Source organism: Streptomyces sp. NPDC021080, from assembly GCF_044333225.1.
GTDB lineage: Bacteria > Actinomycetota > Actinomycetes > Streptomycetales > Streptomycetaceae > Streptomyces.
In genome coordinates, this window is record NZ_JBIRQM010000010.1 from 210,691 (window position 1) to 230,004 (window position 19,314).

The window sequence follows — 19,314 nt, forward strand, 5'->3', positions numbered from 1 at the left end:
CGGGTGACGGGCAGTCAGTCGCTCAGTCCTGGCCCAGACGTTCCGTGAGCGCTTCCAGGACCACCGGCGGCACCAGGTGGGAGATGTCGCCGCCCCAGTTCGCGACTTCTTTCACCAGGGAGGAGGAGAGGAAGCTGTAGGTGGGGCTGGTCGGGATGAACAGGGTCTCGACGCCCGAGAGGCCGTTGTTCATCTGGGCCATCTGGAGTTCGTAGTCGAAGTCGCTGACCGCGCGCAGGCCCTTGACGATGGCCGGGATGTCCCGCTGCTTGCAGTAGTCGACGAGGAGGCCGTGATAGGCCTCGACCTGGACGTTGCCGAACTCGGCCGTGACCTCGCGGATCAGCTCGATCCGCTCGTCGACCGTGAACAGGCCCTTCTTCGACTGATTGATCATCACGACGACGTGCACGACGTCGTACAGCGCGGAGGCGCGGGCGATGATGTCGAGATGTCCATTGGTGATGGGGTCGAATGACCCCGGACAGACGGCGCGGCGCAACAGTGGTCCCTCGCTCTCCGGTCCGGTCATCGTGCGTCTTCGCACGTAGAGGCGGCGCGACCGTACCAAAAGGTGCCCTCGCCGTAACGACGGGCCCTGAGGGCCTCGAAACCCTCGGGCCAGCCGAATTCACCGCCTCTGGTGCTGCGCTCCACGGTGACGAGCGCATCCTCCGCGAGCCAGCCCCCGGTGCGGAGTGTGAGCAGAATCTCCCGAAGATCGTCGTCCGCGACGACGTACGGAGGGTCGAGGAAGACCAGGTCGTACGGCTCCTGCGGCGCCGCCGTCCTGACGATCTGCTCCGCTTTGCCCGCTCTGACCTCGGCGCCGGGCAGGCCCAGCGTCCTCACGTTGTCGCGGATGACCTTGGCCGCGCGGGCGTCCGCCTCCACGAGCAGGGTGTGGCCGGCACCGCGGCTGAGCGCCTCCAGGCCGACGGCGCCCGAGCCGGCGTACAGGTCGAGCACGCGCTCGCCCTCCAGCGGGCCGCCGAGCAGGGACTGCCAGGTGGAGAAGAGGCCCTCGCGCGCCCGGTCGGAGGTGGGACGGGTGCCGGTGCCCGGCGGGACGGCCAGACGGCGTCCGCCGGCCCGGCCGGCGATCACGCGGGTCATGAGGGTCCTTTGCGCTGGGGGTGGTCGGTTCCTCCCAGTCTCTCAGCCTGCGGCCGCCCGTCGCCGCTCAGCCCTTGTCCAGGTACTGCTCCCGTTCCTCGTCCAGCAGGGCGTCCAGGGCGACGCGCAGACCGGGCAGGCCCGTGAGGTCCGGGTCCGCCCGGACGACCGCGGTGGCCTCCTCGCGGGCCTCCGCGATGATCTCCTCGTCGTCGATGACGGCGAGCATGCGCAGCGAGGAGCGGACACCGGACTGCGCCTGGCCGAGGACGTCGCCCTCGCGGCGCTGTTCGAGGTCGATGCGGGAGAGCTCGAAGCCGTCCAGGGTCGAGGCCACCGCGTTCAGGCGCTGCCGGGCCGGGCTCGCCTCGGGCATCTCGGAGACCAGCAGGCACAGCCCCGCCGCCGAGCCGCGGCCGACCCGGCCGCGCAGCTGGTGGAGCTGGGAGACGCCGAAGCGGTCGGCGTCCATGATCACCATGGCGGTGGCGTTCGGGACGTTCACGCCGACCTCGATCACGGTCGTGGCGACCAGGACGTGCGTCTCGCCCGCGGCGAAGCGGCGCATGACGGCGTCCTTGTCGTCGGGGTGCATCCTGCCGTGCAGGACTTCGACCTTGAGGCCCTGCAGGGGGCCCTTGGCGAGCTGGTCGGCGACGTCGAGGACGGCCAGCGGAGGACGCTTCTCCGCCTCGTCCTCGGGTGACTTCTTCCGGGCGCCCTTCTTCGGGTCGTCCTCCTCGTCGCCGATGCGCGGGCAGACCACGTACGCCTGATGGCCGTTCTCCACCTCCTCGCGCACGCGCTCCCACGCGCGGGCGAGGAAGTGCGGCTTGTCCGCGGCCGGGACGACATGGCTGGCGATCGGGGAGCGTCCGGCGGGGAGCTGGTCGAGCACGGAGGTCTCCAGGTCGCCGAAGACCGTCATCGCGACCGTGCGCGGGATGGGGGTGGCGGTCATGACCAGGAGGTGCGGGGGCTGCTTGCCCTTGCCGCGCAGGGCGTCGCGCTGTTCGACGCCGAAGCGGTGCTGTTCGTCGACCACGACCAGGCCCAGATCGTGGAACTGGACCTTGTCCTCGATGAGCGCGTGGGTGCCGATCACGATCCCGGCCTCGCCGGTGACCAGGTCGAGCAGCGCCTGGCGCCGGCCGGCCGCCCCCATGGAGCCGGTGAGCAGCACGACCTTCGTCGCGTGCTCGGCGCCGCCGAGCATGCCGCCCTGGGCCAGCTCGCCCATCATCTCGGTGACCGACCGGTGGTGCTGCTGGGCGAGCACCTCGGTGGGCGCGAGCATCGCGGCCTGCCCGCCCGCGTCGACGACGGCGAGCATGGCCCGCAGGGCCACCATCGTCTTGCCCGATCCGACCTCTCCCTGGAGCAGGCGGTGCATCGGGTGTTCGGTGGCGAGGCCGTCGAAGATCTCCTTGGAGACCTTCTGCTGGCCCTCGGTGAGGGTGAAGGGCAGCCGGGCGTCGAAGGCGGTGAGCAGGCCGTCCGGTGCGGGGACGCGGGCGACGGCCGGGAGCTGGGTGTCGGCGTGGCGGCGGCGGGCCAGGGCGACCTGGAGGACGAAGGCCTCGTCCCACTTGAGGCGGGCGCGGGCGTCGTGGATGTCCGCCTTCGTGTGCGGGCGGTGGATCTTGAGGAGGGCCTCGGGGAGGGTGACCAGGCCGCGGCCGTCCCGCAGCGAGTCCGGGAGGGGGTCGACCGCCTGCTGGGCGCTGGGCAGCACCGTCTGCACGGACTTGGCGATCTTCCAGGACTCCAGCTTGGCGGTGGCCGGGTAGATCGGGATGAGGGCGCCCGCCCAGCTGTCGACGCTCTCCACGGCCTCGTCGCCCTCGCCGCGCAGCAGTTCGTAGGCCGGGTGGGCCAGCTGGAGGCGGCGGTTGAAGACGGAGACCTTGCCGGAGAACATCGCGCGGGTGCCGGGCAGCAGGTCCTTGTGCGGCTTGTGCACGCCGTTGCCGAAGAAGACCAGCTGGACGCGGCCACTGCCGTCCGTGATGGTGACCTCCAGGCGCTGGCCCTTGCCGCGGGGCGCCTTGGACGAGGCGAAGGTGTGCAGGCGCGCGTCGGCGACCTGGGCGACCACCGTCACGTGCTCGTCCATCGGCAGGTCGGCGAGGTGGGTGAGCTGCCCGCGCTCCTCGTACCTGCGGGGGTAGTGGTGCAGCAGGTCGCCGACGGTGTGCAGGCCGAGGTGCTCGGCCATCACCTTCGCGGTGGCGGGACCGAGCGCCTTCTTCAGTGGTTCTTCGAGCACGGGCACGAGATCCATTGCACACCACGGCACTGACATTGCCGTATACGTCCTGGAAATCCGCTGGTCAGACGGCTCGTTCCGGGCCTAGGATGACGCGCTCCGACCCTCTTCGCGGTCACCTCCCCCGGGACCGCCCGACCCCGCGCGGTCGCCCGTCCCCCCACCGACCGGCGCAGCGACGATGGACTCCCAGACCTCACAGCCGTCCCCGGCCTCCCCGTCACCCCATACGTTCCAGGTCGACCTGCGCGGTCTGGTCGACCTCCTCTCCCACCACCTCTACTCCAGTCCCAGGGTCTATCTGCGCGAGCTGCTGCAGAACGCCGTCGACGCGATCACCGCGCGGCGCGCGGAGCAGCCGGACGCCCCGGCCGCGGTGCGGCTGTACGCCGAAGGCGGGACCCTGCGGGTGGAGGACTCCGGTGTCGGGCTCACCGAGTCCGACGTGCACAGTCTGCTGGCGACCATCGGCCGCAGCTCCAAGCGGAACGACGGCCTGGAGTCGGCGCGTTCGGACTTCCTCGGCCAGTTCGGCATCGGACTGCTGGCGTGCTTCGTCGTCGCCGAGCGGATCCGGGTGGTCAGCCGCAGCGCCCGGACGCCCGACGCGGCACCGGTCGAATGGACCGCGGCCGACGACGGCTCGTACACCGTGCGCACCCTGCCGCACGAGGCGCGCACCGAGCCCGGCACCACGGTGCACCTGGTGGCGCGGGCCGGGGCCGGCGAGTGGCTGAGTCCGGAGCGGGTCCGTTCGCTGGCACGCGACTTCGGGGCGCTGCTGCCGTACGACGTACGGGTCGGCGACGAGGCGGTCGCGGACCTTCCCGCGCCCTGGGACCGGGCCTATCCGAGCCCCTCGGGCCGGCGGGTCGCCCTGGCCCGGCACTGCCGGGAGCTGTTCGGGTTCACTCCGCTGGACTCGATCGACCTGGACGTGCCGCTCGCCGGTGTCCGGGGCGTGGCCTACGTCCTGCCCACGGCGGTCAGTCCCGCCCAGCGCGCGAGCCACCGTGTGCACCTGAAGGGCATGCTGCTCACCGAGCGGGCCGAACAGCTGCTGCCCGACTGGGCGTTCTTCGTGCGCTGCGTCCTCGACACGGACAGTCTGCGGCCCACCGCGTCCCGCGAGTCGCTGTACGAGGACGAGACGCTCTCCGCCGTACGGGAGGCGCTGGGCGAGCGCATCCGGTCCTGGCTGACCGCTCTCGCGGCGAACGATCCGGAACGTCTCGCGGCCTTCCTGTCCGTGCACCACCTGGGCGTGAAGTCGCTGGCGCGGCACGACCCGGAGATGCTGCGCACGATGCTGCCGTGGCTGCCCTTCGAGACGAGCGACGGACGGCTGTCCCTGGAGGAGTTCGCGCAGCGGCACCCGGTGGTGCACTTCACGCGGACCGTGGAGGAGTACCGGCAGGTCGCGCCGATCGCCTCCGCGCAGGGGGTCGGGGTGGTCAACGGCGGCTACACGTACGACAGCGAGCTGATCGAGGCCCTGCCGGCCGTGCGCCCGGGTACGGCCGTCTCGGAGCTGGACGCGGACACCGTGACGGCCCACCTGGACACCGTGGACCCGGCCGAGGAGCTGGCGCTGTCGGCCTTCCTCGCGGCCGCGCGGGCCCGGCTCGACCCGCTGAACTGCGACGTGGTGCTGCGCTCCTTCCATCCCCTGTCGGTGCCCGCCCTGCATCTGGACGACCGGGCGGCCCGCCACGAGCAGGCCCGTGCGGAGGCCGAGGAGCAGGCCGACGACCTGTGGGCGGGCATCCTCGGCTCGCTGCGCGGCAGCGCCCCGCGCGCGCGTCTGGTCCTCAACCATCTCAACCCGCTGATCCGCCGGATCGGTTCGCTCGGTGATCCGGACCTGATCGGCACCGCGACGGAGTCCCTGTACGGCCAGGCGCTGCTGATGGCCCAGCGTCCGCTGCGGCCCGCGGACTCGGCGCTCCTGAACCGCGCCTTCATCGGCCTGCTGGAGTGGGCCACCCACACCGACCCCGGAAAGGACGACCGGCGATGAGCCCGGCCATGGACTTCGACACACTGCGCCGGGCGATGGCGGACAACTACGAGCAGCCCGAGGGGCCCGCCCGCAACGCGCGCGCGGAGCAACTGCTCGCGGAGGCCGAGAAGCTGGACGTCCCGCTGGCCGTCGTCGAGGCGCTCGGGCACCAGCTGAAGGTCTACAACTACAGTTCCGAGAAGGGCAAGATGTTCGTGCCCTTCTCTCGTCTGCTGCGCATGTGGGACGAACACCCCGAGGACTTCGACGAGTTCGAGATCCACTCCCTGCACTGGGTCTTCAAGTGGATGTCGGCGGGCATGCTCGACCAGCCGCACGTTCCGCTCGCCTCCATAGAGAAGTGGCTCGGCGAGATGGAGCGGCGCTACCGTCTCGCCGGTCACTCCGAACGGGCCGTGCGCAGCGCCGAGTTCAGTGTCGCCGCCCATCTGGGCGACCTGGGGCGCGCCGAGCGGGCGTACGCCGCGTGGATGGCCGCCGACCGTGACTCCATGGCCGACTGCCACGCGTGCGAGCTGCACGGGCAGGGGTGGTGGCGGGCCGTGCGCGGCGCGGACCGGGAGGCGCTGGAGCTGTGGGCGCCGGTGCTCCAGGGCGAGTACACCTGCGCCCATGAGCCGCACAGCGTCCTCGCGTCCTCCCTGCTGCCGCTGCTGCGCCTGGGGCGCGCCGAGGAGGCGCGCGCCCATCATCTGCGGGGTTTCCGGCTGGTGCGGTCCATGGAGAGCATGCGGGGCGCGTACGCGGACCATGTGGAGTTCTGTGCCCTGACCGGCAACGAGGCGCGCGCCCTGGAGCTGCTCGCGGAGCGCCCGGCCTACTTCACGGACTCCGGGGATCCGCGCAGCCGGCTGGACTTCATGTCGGTCGTGGCGCTCACCATGGACCGGCTGACCGCGCTCGGGCTCGGCGGACAGCAGGTTCCCGGACCGGCGGGGCAGGGGTGGACGGCGGCGGAGCTGGCCGTCCACGCGCGCGGGGAGGCGCTCGCGCTGGCCGCGCGGTTCGACGAGCGCAACGGCACGCCGTACATCGGCGAGCGGGCCCGCGCGCGCATGGACCAGCAGGTGCTCGTGGACCGGCTGCCGCTGGGCGTCCGCTCCGCGGGCCCGGCACATGCCGGGTCCCGTCGGCCGGTACCGGTGGCCGCGCCGCCGCCCCGGGCCTCGGCCGCGACCGCCGAGGCGGGCCTGGACGCGCTGCTCGCCGAGGCCCGGCGGCTCTCGGCGTTGCGGAACCCGGACGCGGTCGAGGCGTGGGCGGCGGTGTCGCGTGCCGCCGAGGGCCGCGAGCTGGACGTCCGCGACCGTGCGGAGATCGCCGATCACGAGGCGATGGGCCGCGGACCGCAGGGTGCCGGTCTCTTCCTGCGGGCCGCCGAGCTGTACGCCGAGGCGGGCGACCCCGGTGAGGCGCTGGCCGCCCGTTCCCGCGCCGCGTACGTCCGGGCCCTGTCAGGCGGGTCGGCACCGTCCCTGGAGGAGGTCGCGGAGCTGCGCGGACAGGTGCTCGCCCTGTTCGCCGACGGCGGGACGGGGGTCTCGCAGACGGCGTCCGTGCTGGTGAGCCGGGCGCGGACGCTGATGCACCGGGTGGACGAGCTGGAGAGCGCCGCGGTGAACGGGCAGCCGCTCGCCGGAGACGGCACGGACAGCGGCTCCGGCCGGAGCTCCGAAGGTGATGTCATGGCGACCGCCGAGGAGGCGGCGCGGGAGTTGCTGGCGGTCGCGGAGCCGCATGCCGGGGACGACGTGGGACTCGCGTCACGGGCCGCCGAGGCGTACGCGATGCTCGGGGAGCTCGCCGCCCGCGCCGACGACGCCGAGGGGGCCGCCGGATTCCTGCGGCGCGCCGTCGACGGGTTCGTGGCGGCGGGGCTGCCGTGGTTCGCCGTCGAGTACGACTCCCGGCTCGCCGGGCTCGCGACGCATCTCGGCGACCTGGAGGCCGCGGAGCGGGCGACGCGCGACGCGCTGGAGCACGGGGGGTCCCATCTGGAGCCGGCCGGTCATGCCCAGCTCCATCTGCGGCTCGCCGAGACACTCGCCGCCACCGGGCGGTTCGGACCCGCGTCGGAGCACGCGCTGGAGGCCGCGCACTGGGCCGACGAGGCGGGCGAGGCCGCCACGTTCGGGGCCTGGGCGCGCCACCACCTCGGAGGTTTCCTGATCCGCCGGGGACGGTGGGCGGAGGCCGCCGAGATCCTGGAGTCGGCGCTGCCGGATCTGACCGCCGAGATGCACGGCGAGGGCTCGATCGTGCAGACGCGCTGGTGGCTCGGCGACTGTCTGACCGAGCTCGGCGAACACCGCGCGGCCGCCGAACACTGGCTGCGCGCCGCCGACATCGCCCGGCACTGGCCCGAGCAGCGCGACCACGCGATGCTCGCGAACCTCGCGGCCGAGGCCCTCGGGCGCGCCGGGATGACCGCCCAGGCGGATCAGGCGTACGTCCGTGCCTGCGGTCTGTGGCGCGAGCTGGGCGACGTCCACGGGCTGGTCCGCACGCTCCGGGCCCGCGCGTGGAGCGCGGTCCGACTGGACGAAGGGCTGCCCGAGGCGCGGGAGCTGATGGCGGAGGCTCTCCAGGAGTGCGAGTCGGCGCTGGAAGGCCGGACGGCCGTCCCGGTCCCGCCGGGGGCAGGGCGGCCGGGCGTGCCGGACGGCTCGCCCGAGGCCGGGGCGACGGCGGAACCCGGCTCCGGAACCGGTGACGGTCCCGAGGACGGTCCCGAGGACGAGGACGCGGGGCGTCGTATCGTCGCCGAACTCGGGCACACCCACCGCCAGTTCGGGGACCTGGTGGCCCGTTCCGTACCCGACGACGCGGAGGAGGGCGCCGCACGGGACGCGTTCGAGGAGGCCCTCGGACACATGACCCGGGCGGTCCTCGTGTTCGCCTCCCTCGGTGACGCCTCGCTCGGTGCCCGGACGGGTGCCGAGCTGGCGGCGGGCTGGCTGGAGGCCGACCTGGGCCGGCACGAGGCTGCCTCGGCACGCGCGCGCACGGTCCTCGCCGTGTGCGACCGGCTGGACGAGGAGACCGCTGGGGCCCGGCGGGCCGAGGCCGAGAGGATGCTCACGCTCGCGGAGAAGACCGGCTAGGGCGGAGCGGTGCCGACCGGCTGGAGCGGAGCGGTGCCGAGACGCGGGAACCCGCGCCTCGGCACCGGGTCGCCGCGGCTACGGCCCGGTGGGACCGGGATCCGCGGTGTCGCCGGTGCGGATCGTCTCGGCCGCGCGGCGCAGTTCGTCGAGCACCGTCCGTACGGCCTTGCGTGCCGCGCGTTCGGGACGGTGGAGCACGTCGATGCGGCGGACGGCGTGGACCCCGGTCAGGGGTCTGAGGACCAGGGCGGGATGCGGGCGCGTGGTCCAGCGGGGCATCAGGGCGACCCCGCCCCCCGCGGCGACGATCTCCGCGACCACCGTGAACTCGTTGACGCGGTGGACGATGTCGAGCCGCCGGTTCGCCGCGGTCGCGATGGCGTCGACGGTGGCCATCAGCGGGAAACCGTCGTGCACGGTGATCCAGGGCAGAGCCGCGGCATCGCCCGGGGTCAGGCTCGCCTCGCGGGCCAGCGGGTGGCCGGCCGGCAGGGCGACGTCGAGGGGTTCGCTCAGCAGCGTGGTGGCGGTGACGGTCCGCGGCCAGGGCGGCGTGTGCGCGAGGTGGTGGGCGACGACGAGGTCGTACTCCCGGGTCAGCCGGGGAAAGTGGTCCTGCGCCACGTCCTCGTCGGCGAGCGAGAGCCGCGGGGCCGTCCGGGCCCGGCCGCGCAGCAGGACCGGGAAGAACGTGGCGGCCGCACTGTGGAAGGCGGCCACCGACACGTCCTGGGCCGGCTCGTCGACGAACTCGTCCACGCAAGTCCGGGCCCGGGCGAGGGCGCTCTCCACCTCGATCGCCGCACCGGCCAGCACCCGCCCCGCGTCCGTCAGCACCAGCCGCCGTCCGTCGCGTTCGGTGAGCGGGACCGGGATCGAGCGCTGCAGCAGGCGCAGGTGCTGCGAGACCGCCGAGGGGGTCATCAGCAGCGCCTCGGCCACGGCGGTGACACTTCCCAGCTCGCCGAGTTCACGCAGGATCCGCAACTGCCGTTCGTTCACGCGCTCATTGTAGTGATGCTTAAAAGATGCTGAAGAACTTCGCTCTGGGCTTCAGGGTCGGGGTACGGGAGCGTGTGGGCGTGTCCCGAGTCCGCAGCACCGACGCGGTGCTTCTCCTTGTCGCCGCCGTCTGGGGGTCCAGTTATCTGGCCGCCAAGTCGGCCACTTCGGCGCTCCCCGTCCTGCTCGTCCTGTTCGCGCGGTACGGCATCTCGGCCGCCGCCTGTGCCGCGCTCGTCGCCGCCCGGCGCCGGACGAGGCGCTGCACCCGCGACGAGCTGCGGATCGGGGTGGTGCTGGGGGTCACCCAGGCCGCGGTCCTGGTCCTGGAGACGTACGGTGTCGCGCACACCAGCGCGGCCAACGCGGGCCTGCTGATCAGCCTCACCATCGTGCTCACCCCGCTGCTGGACCGCCGGTCCGGGACCGCGGGGCTGCCGCCGCGTTACTTCGCCGCCACCGGTCTGTGTCTGCTGGCCGTCGCTCTCCTGGTGTCCGGCAGCGGTTTCCACTCGCCTCGCGGGGGTGACCTGCTGATCCTCGCCGCCGCACTGGTCCGCGCCGCCCACGTGGTGCTGGTGGGGCGGCTCACCGCCCGTCGCCCGGTGCGGTCGCTGCACGTCACGACCGTCCAGACGGTCGTCGGCACCGCCTTGTTCGCGGTGCCCGTCGTCGGCACCGGCTCCCTGCCCGCTCTCGGCGGTCTCGACGCCACGGGCTGGGCGCAGCTCCTCCATCTCGCCCTGTTCTGCAGCGTGTTCGCGTTTTTGGCCCAGACCTGGGCGGTGCAGCGCAGTTCCGCCAGCCGGGCCAGTCTGCTGCTGGGCACCGAGCCGGTGTGGGCCGTCGCGGTCGGCATCGGTCTCGGCGGCGAACACCTCACGGTCCTCACCGCGTTCGGAGCGGCGTCCATGGTCGCCGGGACCTACTGGGGGCAGGCCGTCGAACGCTCCCACCGGACGGCCGGAGCCGAGGAGACCCGCCGGCAGCCCGCGGTTCCGGCGGGCGTCTGACCGCCGCCGCGCAGGTCCGGATCGCCGCCGCGGGCGTCCGCCCGGCGCCGCGGACGGCGTCCCGCGGCCGCTACTCGACCCCGATGAGCAGCACCGCGCCCTGGCGCCCGCCCCGGTACACCACGGTGTCCACCGCGAGGTACGACTCCCGCACCCGTGACTCCAGGTGCGCGGCGATGGTCTCGGGGGCCTCGTCGCCGAGGACGAGCGTGACCATCTCGCCGCCCGCCGCGAGCATGCGGTCGAGGACGGCCTCCGCCGTGGCGGTGACATCGGCGCCGATGACGGCCACGTCGCCGTCGATGAGGCCGAGGACGTCCCCGGCCTGGCAGATGCCGGCCATGGTCCAGGACTGCCGTTCGGCGACGGCGACCTCGGCGTAGCGGGTGGCGCCCGCCGCCGAGGTCATGGCGACGACGTCCTCGTCGAAGCGGCGGTCCGGTTCGTGGACGGCCAGCGCGGCGATGCCCTGCACCGCGGACCGGGTGGGGATCAGGGCGACCCGCACGCCCTCGGCGCGGGCCTGTTCGGCGGCCGCCGCCGCGGTGTGCCGCAGGTCGGCGTCGTTGGGCAGCAGCACCACCTCGCGGGCGTGGGCCCGGCGTACGGCCTCCACGAGCTCCCCGCTGGCGGGCGGCTCGTCGGGCCGCGCGAGCACCGTGGTGGCCCCCGCCTCCGCGTAGAGCCCGGCCAGGCCCTCGCCGGGTACGACGGCGACGACGGCCCGCTGCGCGCGCTCCCGGGGCGGACGGCCCGCCCCGGCTCCGGTGTGGGCGTCACCGAGCCCGAAGTGGGTGATCCGGATGCGGTGCGGGCGCCCGGCCTCGATGCCCGCCTCGACGGCCGCGCCCGCGTCGTCCACGTGCACATGGACGTTCCACAGGCCGTCGCCGCCGACCACGACGAGGGAGTCGCCGAGGGCGTCGAGCCGGTCCCGCAGCCGGTCCACGGCGGAGTCCCGCGCTTCCAGGAGGTAGATCACCTCGAAGGCGGGATGACCGTTCTCCGCGGCCCCGTCCCCGCAGGCACCCTCCGTGTCGGCCCCGTGGCCGTCCGGCACGTCCGGTCCGGCGGCCCCGCCGCCGCGCCCCACGGCGGCACCGGCGGCACCCGGAACGATGTCCGAGGTACCGGCGGAAGCGGGTGCACCGGTGGGACCGGGACCGGGGGCCTCCCCCGGTTCGTGCGGTCCGGCACCGGCCGCCGGCGGTCTCGGCGCCTCCCCCGTGAACGTCTCCACCAGCGCCGCGAGCACCGTCACCAGTCCTCGCCCGCCCGCGTCGACCACGCCGGCGTGCTCCAGCACGGCGAGCTGTCCGGTGGTCGCGGCGAGCGCGGCGAGCGCGCCCTCGTGGGCCGCGAGCGCGACCGCGCCGCAGTCCCCCTCGACGGCCGAAGCGGCGACCGCGGCTGCCGAGGCGACGCTGAGGACCGTGCCCTCGACGGGGTGCGCGACGGCTCCGCGCGCGGAATCGGCGGCGTTGCGCAGGGCGAGGCCCAGGCCCCGGCCGTCGGTGTGAGCGGTCCCGCCGTCGGCGGCGAGCACCTGGGCCATGCCCCGCAGCAGCTGGGCGAGGATGGTCCCGGAGTTGCCCCGGGCCCCGATCAGGGCCCCGTGTGCCATCGCCCGCACGGCATCGGCGAGCAGGACACCGCCCGCTCCGGGAATCCCGGTCCCTCCGGGAGCCCGGGCTCCTCCGGCGGCTCCGGAGCACTCGGCGACCCGCGCTCCTCCCCCGGCCCGGAAGTCTTCGTCGGCCCCCGCTCCTCCACCGGCCCCGGAGTCCTCGGCCGTCCCGATCCCTCCGGCCGCACCGGTCCCGTTCCCTTCGGGGCCGTCGGTGGCCCCGGGCGTCGGGGCGGCCACCGTCTCGTACGCCGCGAACACCGCCTCGACCGCGGCCGCGGCGGACTCCACCGTCAGATACAGATTCGTCCCGGTGTCCCCGTCGGCGACCGGATAGACATTGATCGCGTCGATCTCCTCGCGCGCACGGCCCAGGGCCTGAAGCGCGAGCCCGCACCAGGTGCGCACCGCGAGAGCATCGAATGTCTGCGGCACCTGCGGCACCTGCGCCTCCTTGAGCTGCTGGACGTGGGACGCAGCGTAGACCCAGAACGGGTTACTGCCGGTAGAGGGTCCCGGGGCCGGGGAGGGCGGAGTGGCAACCGGCAGATCATGGTAGTTTCGTTCTCCGGACGCAGTCGTTGTATGCTGCTCCAGTTGCCCGATCCGATCGGGCCATCCTCCTGGCACCGCCACTCAGATCCTAGATCTTGATCCTCGGCATGCCGGGATCAACCGTAAGTGCATCTGAAGTCTTTGGAGTGACCCGTGGCTGCCAACTGCGACGTCTGCGGCAAGGGGCCGGGCTTCGGCAACAACATCTCGCACTCGCACCGCCGTACACCGCGTCGCTGGAACCCCAACATCCAGCGCGTCCGTACCGTGGTGGGCGGGACGCCGAAGCGCGTGAACGCTTGCACCTCGTGCATCAAGGCCGGCAAGGTCACGCGCTGACAACCGCTAGCGCGCGGCCACTGCTGGTTCGCTTGCACTGAACCCGTCCACCTCACGGTGGGCGGGTTTTTTGCTGCCCCCGTTCCTTCCGCCGGCCGCCCGGGCGCCCGGGGATGCACCCCGGGCGCCGAGGGGCTCAGGACTCGATGTCCCCGAAGTGGTCCCAGCCGCCCTTGCGCGTCCAGGGAGCGCCGTCCACGGTCACCCTGGGCAGGGCCGACGGGTTGAGGACCTCGCCGATCACCTTCCAGCGCGCGGGCAGCTTCACGTCCGGCGGGAAGGTGGCGACGATCGCGTGGTCCTCGCCGCCGGTGAGCACCCACTGGATGGGGTCGACCCCGACGGCCTGGCCGATGTCGTTCATCTGCGAGGGGATGTCGATGTCGCCGGAGCGGATGTCGATGCGTACCTTGCTCGCCTCGGCGATGTGCCCGAGGTCGGCGATCAGCCCGTCGCTGACGTCCGTCATCGAGGTCGCGCCGAGCCCGGCGGCGGCCGGACCCGCGTGGTACGGCGGTTCGGGCCGGCGGTGCGCCTCGACGAAGGCGCGCGGCGAGCGGAAGCCCCGGGAGAGCACCGCGAACCCGGCCGCGGACCAGCCCAGCCAGCCCGTCACGGCGACGACGTCACCGGGCTGGGCACCGGCCCGGGTGACCGGCTCGTGGTTGCGCAGATCGCCGAGCGCGGTGATCGCGACGGTGATGGTCTCGCCCCGTACGACATCCCCGCCGACCACGGCCGCGCCCGCGACCTGGCACTCGTCGCGCAGCCCGTCCATCAGCTCCGAGGGCCAGGTGGCCGGGAGTTCGGCGGGCACGACCAGGCCGAGCAGCAGCGCGGTCGGCACGGCGCCCATCGCGGCGATGTCCGCGAGGTTCTGCGCGGCGGCCTTGCGGCCGACGTCGTACGCCGTGGACCAGTCGCGGCGGAAGTGCCGCCCTTCGAGGAGGATGTCGGTGCTCGCCACGACCCTGCGGTCCGGCGCTGCCACCACCGCGGCGTCGTCGCCGGGTCCGACGCGGACCGCCGGGGTGGTGGTGAGGCGCGAGGTGAGCTCTCGGATGAGCCCGAACTCCCCCAGCTCGCCCACGGTGCCCTTCATGATCGTCGTGCTCCCTCTGTCGCTGCTCGTGCCCGGTCGCGAGCCGTCTGAGTACTCGGTACGGTCGAGTTGACCGTCAACTTGCGCAGTCCCTCCACCCCGGCGCGCGAGCCCCAGTCACCGCGGGTCTCCCCGCGGCGAGCGGCAACGCGATACCGTGGCGTTCCTTTTCCCCACATGATCCTCGTGGCCGCCCTGGAGGTTCCGTGGTACAGGCGTACATCCTGATCCAGACGGAGGTCGGCAAAGCGTCGACCGTCGCCGAGACGATCAGCAAGATCCCGGGGGTGATCCAGGCCGAGGACGTGACAGGACCGTACGACGTGATCGTGCGCGCCCAGGCCGACACCGTGGACGAACTCGGCCGCATGGTCGTGGCCAAGGTCCAGCAGGTGGACGGCATCACCCGCACCCTGACCTGTCCGGTCGTGCACCTGTAGCCCCCGTCTACCCTTGGCCGGTGAACTTCTTCCGTCACCGGCACACCGCTTCCCTCGGGCTGCCCGCTCTCGCGACACTGATCGCGATCGCGGGCTGCTCCTCAGCAGACGACAGCGCGTCCGTCGCGGTTCCGAGCCCGGGTGCGAAGGTCACCAGGTTGTGCCAGAACCTGGACAAGGTGCTGCCGCGGACCGTGGACGGCCGCCGCCGTGCGGACCCGGAACCCCGGTCCGCGCTGACCGCGGGCTGGGGAAGCCCGGCGATCATACTGCGCTGCGGTGTCGAGCGGCCGCCGAAGATGATCGATCCGAAGGTGGCGACGGGCGACGACCCGAAGGCCGTGGCCGGCGGAGTGAACGGCGTCGACTGGCTGATGGAGAAGCAGGACGACGGGACGACCCGCCTCACCACCGCGTCGCGTCTGGCGTACGTCGAGGTCACCGTGCCCGCGGGCGTCGATGCCTCCGGTGCGCTCATCGACCTGGCCCCCTCCGTCAAGAAGGCGATCCACAAAGGGATCGCCGACTGACGTGCTGGTACCGCGACGTGCTCAGCGCAGTCCGGTGGACCGCCGCAGCGCCGCCTGGATCAGGCGGTCGACGAGCTCCGCGTAGCCGACGCCCGTCTCGCGCCACATCCGCGGGTACATGGAGATCGGCGTGAAGCCCGGCATCGTGTTGATCTCGTTGATCACGAACTCGCCGTCCTCGGTGAGGAAGAAGTCCGCGCGGACCAGGCCCTCGCAGGACGCCGCGTCGAAGGCCTCGACGGCCAGGCGGCGGATCTCCGCGGTCTGCTCCTCGGTGAGCGGCGCCGGCACGATCCCGTCGGCCGCGTCGATGTACTTGGCCTCGAAGTCGTAGAACGCGTGCGACTGCACGGGCGGGATCTCCGCGGGGACCGACGCGCGCGGCCCGTCCTCGAACTCCAGGACCCCGCACTCGATCTCGCGGCCGCGCAGCAGCGCCTCCACGATGATCTTCGGGTCGTGGCGCTGGGCCTCCTCGATCGCCTCGTCGAGGCCCGAGAGGTCGTCGACCTTCGTGATGCCGAACGACGAACCCGCGCGCGCGGGCTTCACGAAGAGCGGCCAGCCGTGCTCACCGGCGAAGTCGACGATCTTCTTGCGGGCGGCGGACTGGTCCTGCTGCCACTCGCGCGGCCGGATCACCGTGTACGGGCCCACCTTCAGGCCGAACGAGGTGAACACCCGCTTCATGTAGTCCTTGTCCTGGCCGACGGCCGAGGCGAGGACGCCCGAGCCGACGTAGGGGACCCCGGACAGCTCCAGGAGGCCCTGGAGGGTGCCGTCCTCGCCGTACGGGCCGTGCAGCAGCGGGAAGACGACGTCGACCTCGCCGAGCGCCTTGGGGACCGACCCGGGCTCGGTGTAGACGACTTCACGGCTGGCGGGGTCGACGGGGAGCACCACGCCGCCCTCGGCGGACTCGGCGAGCTGCTCGACGTTGGGCTGCTTGCGGTCGACGATCGCCATGCGTTCCGGCTCGTCCGCGGTGAGCGCCCAACGGCCGTCCTGGGTGATGCCGATCGGCAGTACGTCGTATTTCGTACGGTCGATGGCGCTCAGGACGGCGCCGGCGGTGACCACGGAGATCCCGTGTTCGGAGCTGCGGCCGCCGAAGACGACGGCCACGCGCGGCTTGCGCGTCGGCCGCTCAGGGCTCTGGGAGAGGTTCTCGGTGCTCATATCGCGTCGAGGGTACCCCGCGGTACGGCGGTGAGTCAGCGCCCCACGGCGGCCGTTGCTCAGCGTCGTGCCCACCGTTGCGGAGCGTCGCCCACCTGGCGGTTCGACGCGGTGGGCTCAGCGGCGTTCGGGCTTGGCACTGCGCGACATCAGCTCCTTGAGGGCGACCACCGGGGGCTTGCCCTCGTGGACGATGCTGACGACCGTCTCCGTGATCGGCATGTCGACGCCGTGCCGGCGGGCCAGATCCAGTACCGACTCACAGGACTTGACCCCCTCGGCGGTCTGCCGGGTGACCGCGATGGTCTCCTGGAGGGTCATGCCGCGGCCGAGGTTGATGCCGAAGGTGTGGTTGCGGGACAGCGGCGAGGAGCAGGTCGCGGCGAGGTCGCCGAGGCCCGCGAGGCCGGAGAACGTCATCGGGTCCGCGCCCATGACGAGTCCGAGCCGGGTGGTCTCGGCGAGGCCGCGGGTGATCAGCGAGCCCTTGGCGTTGTCGCCCAGGCCCATGCCGTCGGCGATGCCCACGGCGAGACCGATCACGTTCTTGACGGCTCCGCCGAGTTCACAGCCCACCACGTCGGTGTTCGTGTACGGGCGGAAGTACGGCGTGTGGCAGGCGGTCTGGATGCGCCGGGCCACCGCCTCGTCGCGGCAGGCGACGACACCGGCCGCCGGCATCCGCTGGGCGACCTCCTTGGCGAGGTTGGGCCCGGTGACGACGGCGACACGGTCGGCGGAGACCTTGGCGACCTCTTCGATCACCTCGCTCATCCGCTTCACGGTGCCGAGTTCGACGCCCTTCATGAGCGACACGAGCACGGTGTCGGGGGCGAGCAGCGGCACCCACTCCGCGAGGTTGGCGCGCAGGGTCTGGGAGGGGACGGCGAGGACGGTGAAGTCGGCGTCGCGCGCGGCCTCGGCCGGGTCGGCGGTGGCCCGCAGGTTCTCGGGGAGTTCGATCCCCGGGAGATAGTCCGGGTTCATCCGCGTGGAGTTGACCGCGTCGGCGAGCCCGGGCCGACGCGCCCACAGGGTGACGTCGCACCCGGCGTCGGCGAGCACCATGCCGAAGGCCGTACCCCACGATCCGGTCCCGAAGACGGCCGCCCTGACCGGCTTGCTCACGTTCCCTGCCCCTCTTCCTGTTGTGCCTTCGACTTGGCCGCGGCCTGGCGGCGCTGCGCGATGCGCACCTCGCGCGGGTCGTACACGTTCTCGGGCGCCTTCTCGCCGCGGATCAGCTCCAGCTGCGCGGTGATCGCCGCCATGATGACCTCGGTGGCCTCCTTCAGGAGGTCCGGGTTCATCTCCCGGTCGTAGAAGCGCGAGAGGTCCACCGGCGGGCCCGCGAGCACGTGGTGGGTCTTGCGCGGAAGGATGTCGGGCTTCTTGGCGTACGGCGCCAGCAGTTCGTTGGCGCCCCACTGGGCGACCGGGATCACCGGGCACCTGGTCTGCAGGGCGACCCGCGCGGCGCCGGTCTTGCCGGTCATCGGCCAGCCGTCGGGGTCACGGGTGAGCGTGCCCTCGGGGTAGAACGCGACGCACTCGCCGCGTTCCACGGCGTCGATCGCGGCCCGGAAGGCGCTCAGGGCGTCGGTGCTCTCGCGGTAGACGGGAATCTGCCCGGTGCCGCGCATCGCGGCGCCGACGAATCCCTTCTTGAAAAGACCGGCCTTCGCCAGGAAGCGCGGAACACGTCCGGTGTTGTACTGGTAGTGCGCGTACGCGAACGGGTCCACATGGGAATTGTGGTTGACCGCGGTGATAAATCCACCCTCGGCCGGAATGTTCTCCATCCCGCGCCAGTCCCGCTTGATCAGAACCATCAGCGGCGGTTTGACGAGAACCGCTGCAAAGCGGTACCAGAAGCTGATTCTGCGGCGGGGCACGCGGACACCTTCCTCTAGAGCCTGGGGGGCCGCACAAGTGTCGCTCCAGGCCGCCTGTCTGTCGAGAACACCGTACGCCCCGACACCCCGACCGCCAGGGTGGCCAGGTCACAATAAGGCGTGACTGGAGAGGGTGGAGCGCTCGTGCGGTGGACCTTGGTCGTACCCCTCAAACCCTTGGCGCGCGCCAAGAGCAGGCTGGCGGACACCGCCTCCGACGTACTGCGTCCCGGCCTCGCCCTCGCGTTCGCCCAGGACACCGTGGCGGCGGCACTGGCCTGCGACGCCGTCCGGGGTGTGGCGGTCGTCACGGGGGACGCGCTGGCCGGCCGGGAGCTGGCCGCGCTGGGCGCGCACATCGTCGCGGACGAGCCGGGAGGGGGCCTCAACGCGGCGCTGGCGCACGGAGCGGGGGTCGTCCGGGCCCGTGATCCCGAAAGCGCCGTCGCGGCCCTGAACGCCGATCTGCCTGCCCTGCGGCCTTTGGAATTGGCCCGGGTACTGGCCGCCGCGGGCGAATTCCCCCGCGCTTTTCTGGCGGATGCCGCCGCAATCGGCACCACTCTCCTGGCCGCTTCCCCGGGCCGGGAATTGCTCCCCGCTTTCGGCGGTGATTCCCGGGCCCGCCACAGTGCCTCGGGCGCCGCGGAACTCCGTCTCGGCGCGGTGGATTCCGTACGCCGGGACGTGGACACCCGGGAGGATCTGCGGGCGGCGCTGACACTCGGCGTGGGGCCGTGCACGGCCGCCGCGGCGGCGCGGCTGCTGATTCCCTGGCAGTAGGCGGCGGACCGCGGGCGACCGGTCCGCGCGCGGCGCCCCGTGCGGCGGGATCAGTAGGCTGCCCCCATGCAGGCGACCTCGTACACGTACGACCCCGAGACCCGCAGCGGACAGGTGCTGCTCGACGACGGCACCCCGGTGCCCTTCGACGGTCCGGCGTTCGACGCCGGCGGGCTGCGGCTGCTGCGGCCGGGCCAGCGCGTGCGGATCGAGACCGAGGGCGAGGGCGCGGAGCTGCGGATCACCCTGATCACGCTGCAGACGTTCTGACACACGCAGCGGACGCCCTGAGGGCGCCGCGGGCGTCCTGACACACGACGGCAGGTGTTCCGAA

Annotated in this window: 17 protein-coding genes; 8 read left to right on the plus strand and 9 right to left on the minus strand. The window is 72.8% G+C overall.

Annotated elements, in window-relative coordinates:
- Positions 1-22 precede the first annotated feature (22 nt).
- From coaD to recG, 3 genes are all read right to left on the minus strand, one after another.
- Positions 23-502: a pantetheine-phosphate adenylyltransferase gene (gene coaD / locus ACH4S8_RS25360; RefSeq protein WP_209441301.1), complete on the minus strand. Its 480-nt coding sequence runs from the start codon at positions 500-502 to the stop codon at positions 23-25.
- 26 nt (positions 503-528) lie between these two features.
- Positions 529-1,116 carry a 16S rRNA (guanine(966)-N(2))-methyltransferase RsmD gene (gene rsmD / locus ACH4S8_RS25365; RefSeq protein ID WP_398397741.1) on the minus strand — a complete coding sequence of 196 codons (588 nt, stop codon included), beginning with the start codon at positions 1,114-1,116 and terminating at the stop codon, positions 529-531.
- 67 nt (positions 1,117-1,183) lie between these two features.
- Positions 1,184-3,400 (minus strand): ATP-dependent DNA helicase RecG, encoded by a 2,217-nt coding sequence (gene recG, locus ACH4S8_RS25370; RefSeq protein WP_398397743.1) that lies wholly within the window; start codon positions 3,398-3,400, stop codon positions 1,184-1,186.
- A gap of 166 nt (positions 3,401-3,566) precedes the next feature.
- Here recG and ACH4S8_RS25375 point away from each other — a divergent pair, with 166 nt between their 5' ends.
- Both ACH4S8_RS25375 and ACH4S8_RS25380 read left to right on the plus strand, forming a co-directional pair.
- Positions 3,567-5,405, plus strand: coding sequence for an HSP90 family protein (locus ACH4S8_RS25375; RefSeq protein WP_398397745.1), 1,839 nt, complete (start codon positions 3,567-3,569; stop codon positions 5,403-5,405).
- Complete coding sequence (locus ACH4S8_RS25380) at positions 5,402-8,512, plus strand: tetratricopeptide repeat protein (protein ID WP_398397747.1); 3,111 nt, start codon at positions 5,402-5,404, stop codon at positions 8,510-8,512. The genes ACH4S8_RS25375 and ACH4S8_RS25380 overlap by 4 nt, the downstream gene beginning before the upstream one ends.
- A gap of 78 nt (positions 8,513-8,590) precedes the next feature.
- On the opposite strand, the gene ACH4S8_RS25385 is transcribed toward ACH4S8_RS25380, so the two are convergent.
- The gene (locus ACH4S8_RS25385) at positions 8,591-9,517 is read right to left on the minus strand and encodes a LysR family transcriptional regulator (protein WP_398397749.1); all 927 of its coding nucleotides are present in this window, start codon (positions 9,515-9,517) and stop codon (positions 8,591-8,593) included.
- A 26-nt stretch (positions 9,518-9,543) separates the two neighbouring features.
- On the opposite strand from ACH4S8_RS25385, the gene ACH4S8_RS25390 reads away from it, so the two are divergent.
- Positions 9,544-10,530: a DMT family transporter gene (locus tag ACH4S8_RS25390; RefSeq protein WP_398397751.1), complete on the plus strand. Its 987-nt coding sequence runs from the start codon at positions 9,544-9,546 to the stop codon at positions 10,528-10,530.
- A 70-nt stretch (positions 10,531-10,600) separates the two neighbouring features.
- Here the strand turns inward: ACH4S8_RS25390 and ACH4S8_RS25395 are convergent, their stop codons facing one another.
- On the minus strand, positions 10,601-12,601 hold the full coding sequence (locus tag ACH4S8_RS25395) for a DAK2 domain-containing protein (RefSeq protein ID WP_398397753.1): 2,001 nt from the start codon (positions 12,599-12,601) through the stop codon (positions 10,601-10,603).
- A gap of 264 nt (positions 12,602-12,865) precedes the next feature.
- Here ACH4S8_RS25395 and rpmB point away from each other — a divergent pair, with 264 nt between their 5' ends.
- Entirely contained in the window at positions 12,866-13,051 is a 186-nt protein-coding gene (rpmB, locus tag ACH4S8_RS25400) for a 50S ribosomal protein L28 (protein WP_037625034.1), read from the plus strand.
- A 136-nt stretch (positions 13,052-13,187) separates the two neighbouring features.
- Here rpmB and ACH4S8_RS25405 read toward each other — a convergent pair whose 3' ends face one another.
- Positions 13,188-14,153 carry a thiamine-phosphate kinase gene (locus ACH4S8_RS25405; protein ID WP_398397756.1) on the minus strand — a complete coding sequence of 322 codons (966 nt, stop codon included), beginning with the start codon at positions 14,151-14,153 and terminating at the stop codon, positions 13,188-13,190.
- Positions 14,154-14,359: 206 nt separating this feature from the next.
- Between ACH4S8_RS25405 and ACH4S8_RS25410 the strand changes: the two genes are divergently transcribed.
- Together ACH4S8_RS25410 and ACH4S8_RS25415 are read left to right on the plus strand one after the other, a co-directional pair.
- The gene (locus ACH4S8_RS25410; protein ID WP_028802415.1) at positions 14,360-14,593 is read left to right on the plus strand and encodes an Lrp/AsnC family transcriptional regulator; all 234 of its coding nucleotides are present in this window, start codon (positions 14,360-14,362) and stop codon (positions 14,591-14,593) included.
- Between the two features lie 20 nt (positions 14,594-14,613).
- Positions 14,614-15,123 (plus strand): DUF3515 domain-containing protein, encoded by a 510-nt coding sequence (locus tag ACH4S8_RS25415; protein ID WP_398397759.1) that lies wholly within the window; start codon positions 14,614-14,616, stop codon positions 15,121-15,123.
- A gap of 21 nt (positions 15,124-15,144) precedes the next feature.
- Here the strand turns inward: ACH4S8_RS25415 and ACH4S8_RS25420 are convergent, their stop codons facing one another.
- From ACH4S8_RS25420 to ACH4S8_RS25430, 3 genes are all read right to left on the minus strand, one after another.
- Positions 15,145-16,302, minus strand: coding sequence for a D-alanine--D-alanine ligase family protein (locus ACH4S8_RS25420; protein WP_398397761.1), 1,158 nt, complete (start codon positions 16,300-16,302; stop codon positions 15,145-15,147).
- Between the two features lie 117 nt (positions 16,303-16,419).
- Positions 16,420-17,430 (minus strand): NAD(P)H-dependent glycerol-3-phosphate dehydrogenase, encoded by a 1,011-nt coding sequence (locus tag ACH4S8_RS25425; RefSeq protein WP_398397763.1) that lies wholly within the window; start codon positions 17,428-17,430, stop codon positions 16,420-16,422.
- Complete coding sequence (locus tag ACH4S8_RS25430; protein ID WP_398397765.1) at positions 17,427-18,197, minus strand: lysophospholipid acyltransferase family protein; 771 nt, start codon at positions 18,195-18,197, stop codon at positions 17,427-17,429. Before ACH4S8_RS25430 ends, ACH4S8_RS25425 begins: the two co-directional genes overlap by 4 nt.
- Positions 18,198-18,341: 144 nt before the next feature.
- Here ACH4S8_RS25430 and cofC point away from each other — a divergent pair, with 144 nt between their 5' ends.
- Together cofC and ACH4S8_RS25440 are read left to right on the plus strand one after the other, a co-directional pair.
- The gene (gene cofC / locus ACH4S8_RS25435; protein WP_398397767.1) at positions 18,342-18,980 is read left to right on the plus strand and encodes a 2-phospho-L-lactate guanylyltransferase; all 639 of its coding nucleotides are present in this window, start codon (positions 18,342-18,344) and stop codon (positions 18,978-18,980) included.
- Between the two features lie 66 nt (positions 18,981-19,046).
- The gene (locus tag ACH4S8_RS25440; RefSeq protein ID WP_326785322.1) at positions 19,047-19,250 is read left to right on the plus strand and encodes a hypothetical protein; all 204 of its coding nucleotides are present in this window, start codon (positions 19,047-19,049) and stop codon (positions 19,248-19,250) included.
- Positions 19,251-19,314: the final 64 nt, after the last annotated feature.

Bases quoted from the DNA above. Each gene is read 5' to 3' on its own strand.
- rsmD (WP_398397741.1), bottom strand. From the start codon at position 1,116: ATGACCCGCGTGATCGCCGGCCGGGCCGGCGGACGCCGTCTGGCCGTC.
- recG (WP_398397743.1), bottom strand. From the start codon at position 3,400: ATGGATCTCGTGCCCGTGCTCGAAGAACCACTGAAGAAGGCGCTCGGT.
- ACH4S8_RS25375 (WP_398397745.1), top strand. From the start codon at position 3,567: ATGGACTCCCAGACCTCACAGCCGTCCCCGGCCTCCCCGTCACCCCAT.
- ACH4S8_RS25380 (WP_398397747.1), top strand. From the start codon at position 5,402: ATGAGCCCGGCCATGGACTTCGACACACTGCGCCGGGCGATGGCGGAC.
- ACH4S8_RS25390 (WP_398397751.1), top strand. From the start codon at position 9,544: ATGCTGAAGAACTTCGCTCTGGGCTTCAGGGTCGGGGTACGGGAGCGT.
- ACH4S8_RS25405 (WP_398397756.1), bottom strand. From the start codon at position 14,153: ATGAAGGGCACCGTGGGCGAGCTGGGGGAGTTCGGGCTCATCCGAGAG.
- ACH4S8_RS25420 (WP_398397761.1), bottom strand. From the start codon at position 16,302: ATGAGCACCGAGAACCTCTCCCAGAGCCCTGAGCGGCCGACGCGCAAG.
- ACH4S8_RS25440 (WP_326785322.1), top strand. From the start codon at position 19,047: ATGCAGGCGACCTCGTACACGTACGACCCCGAGACCCGCAGCGGACAG.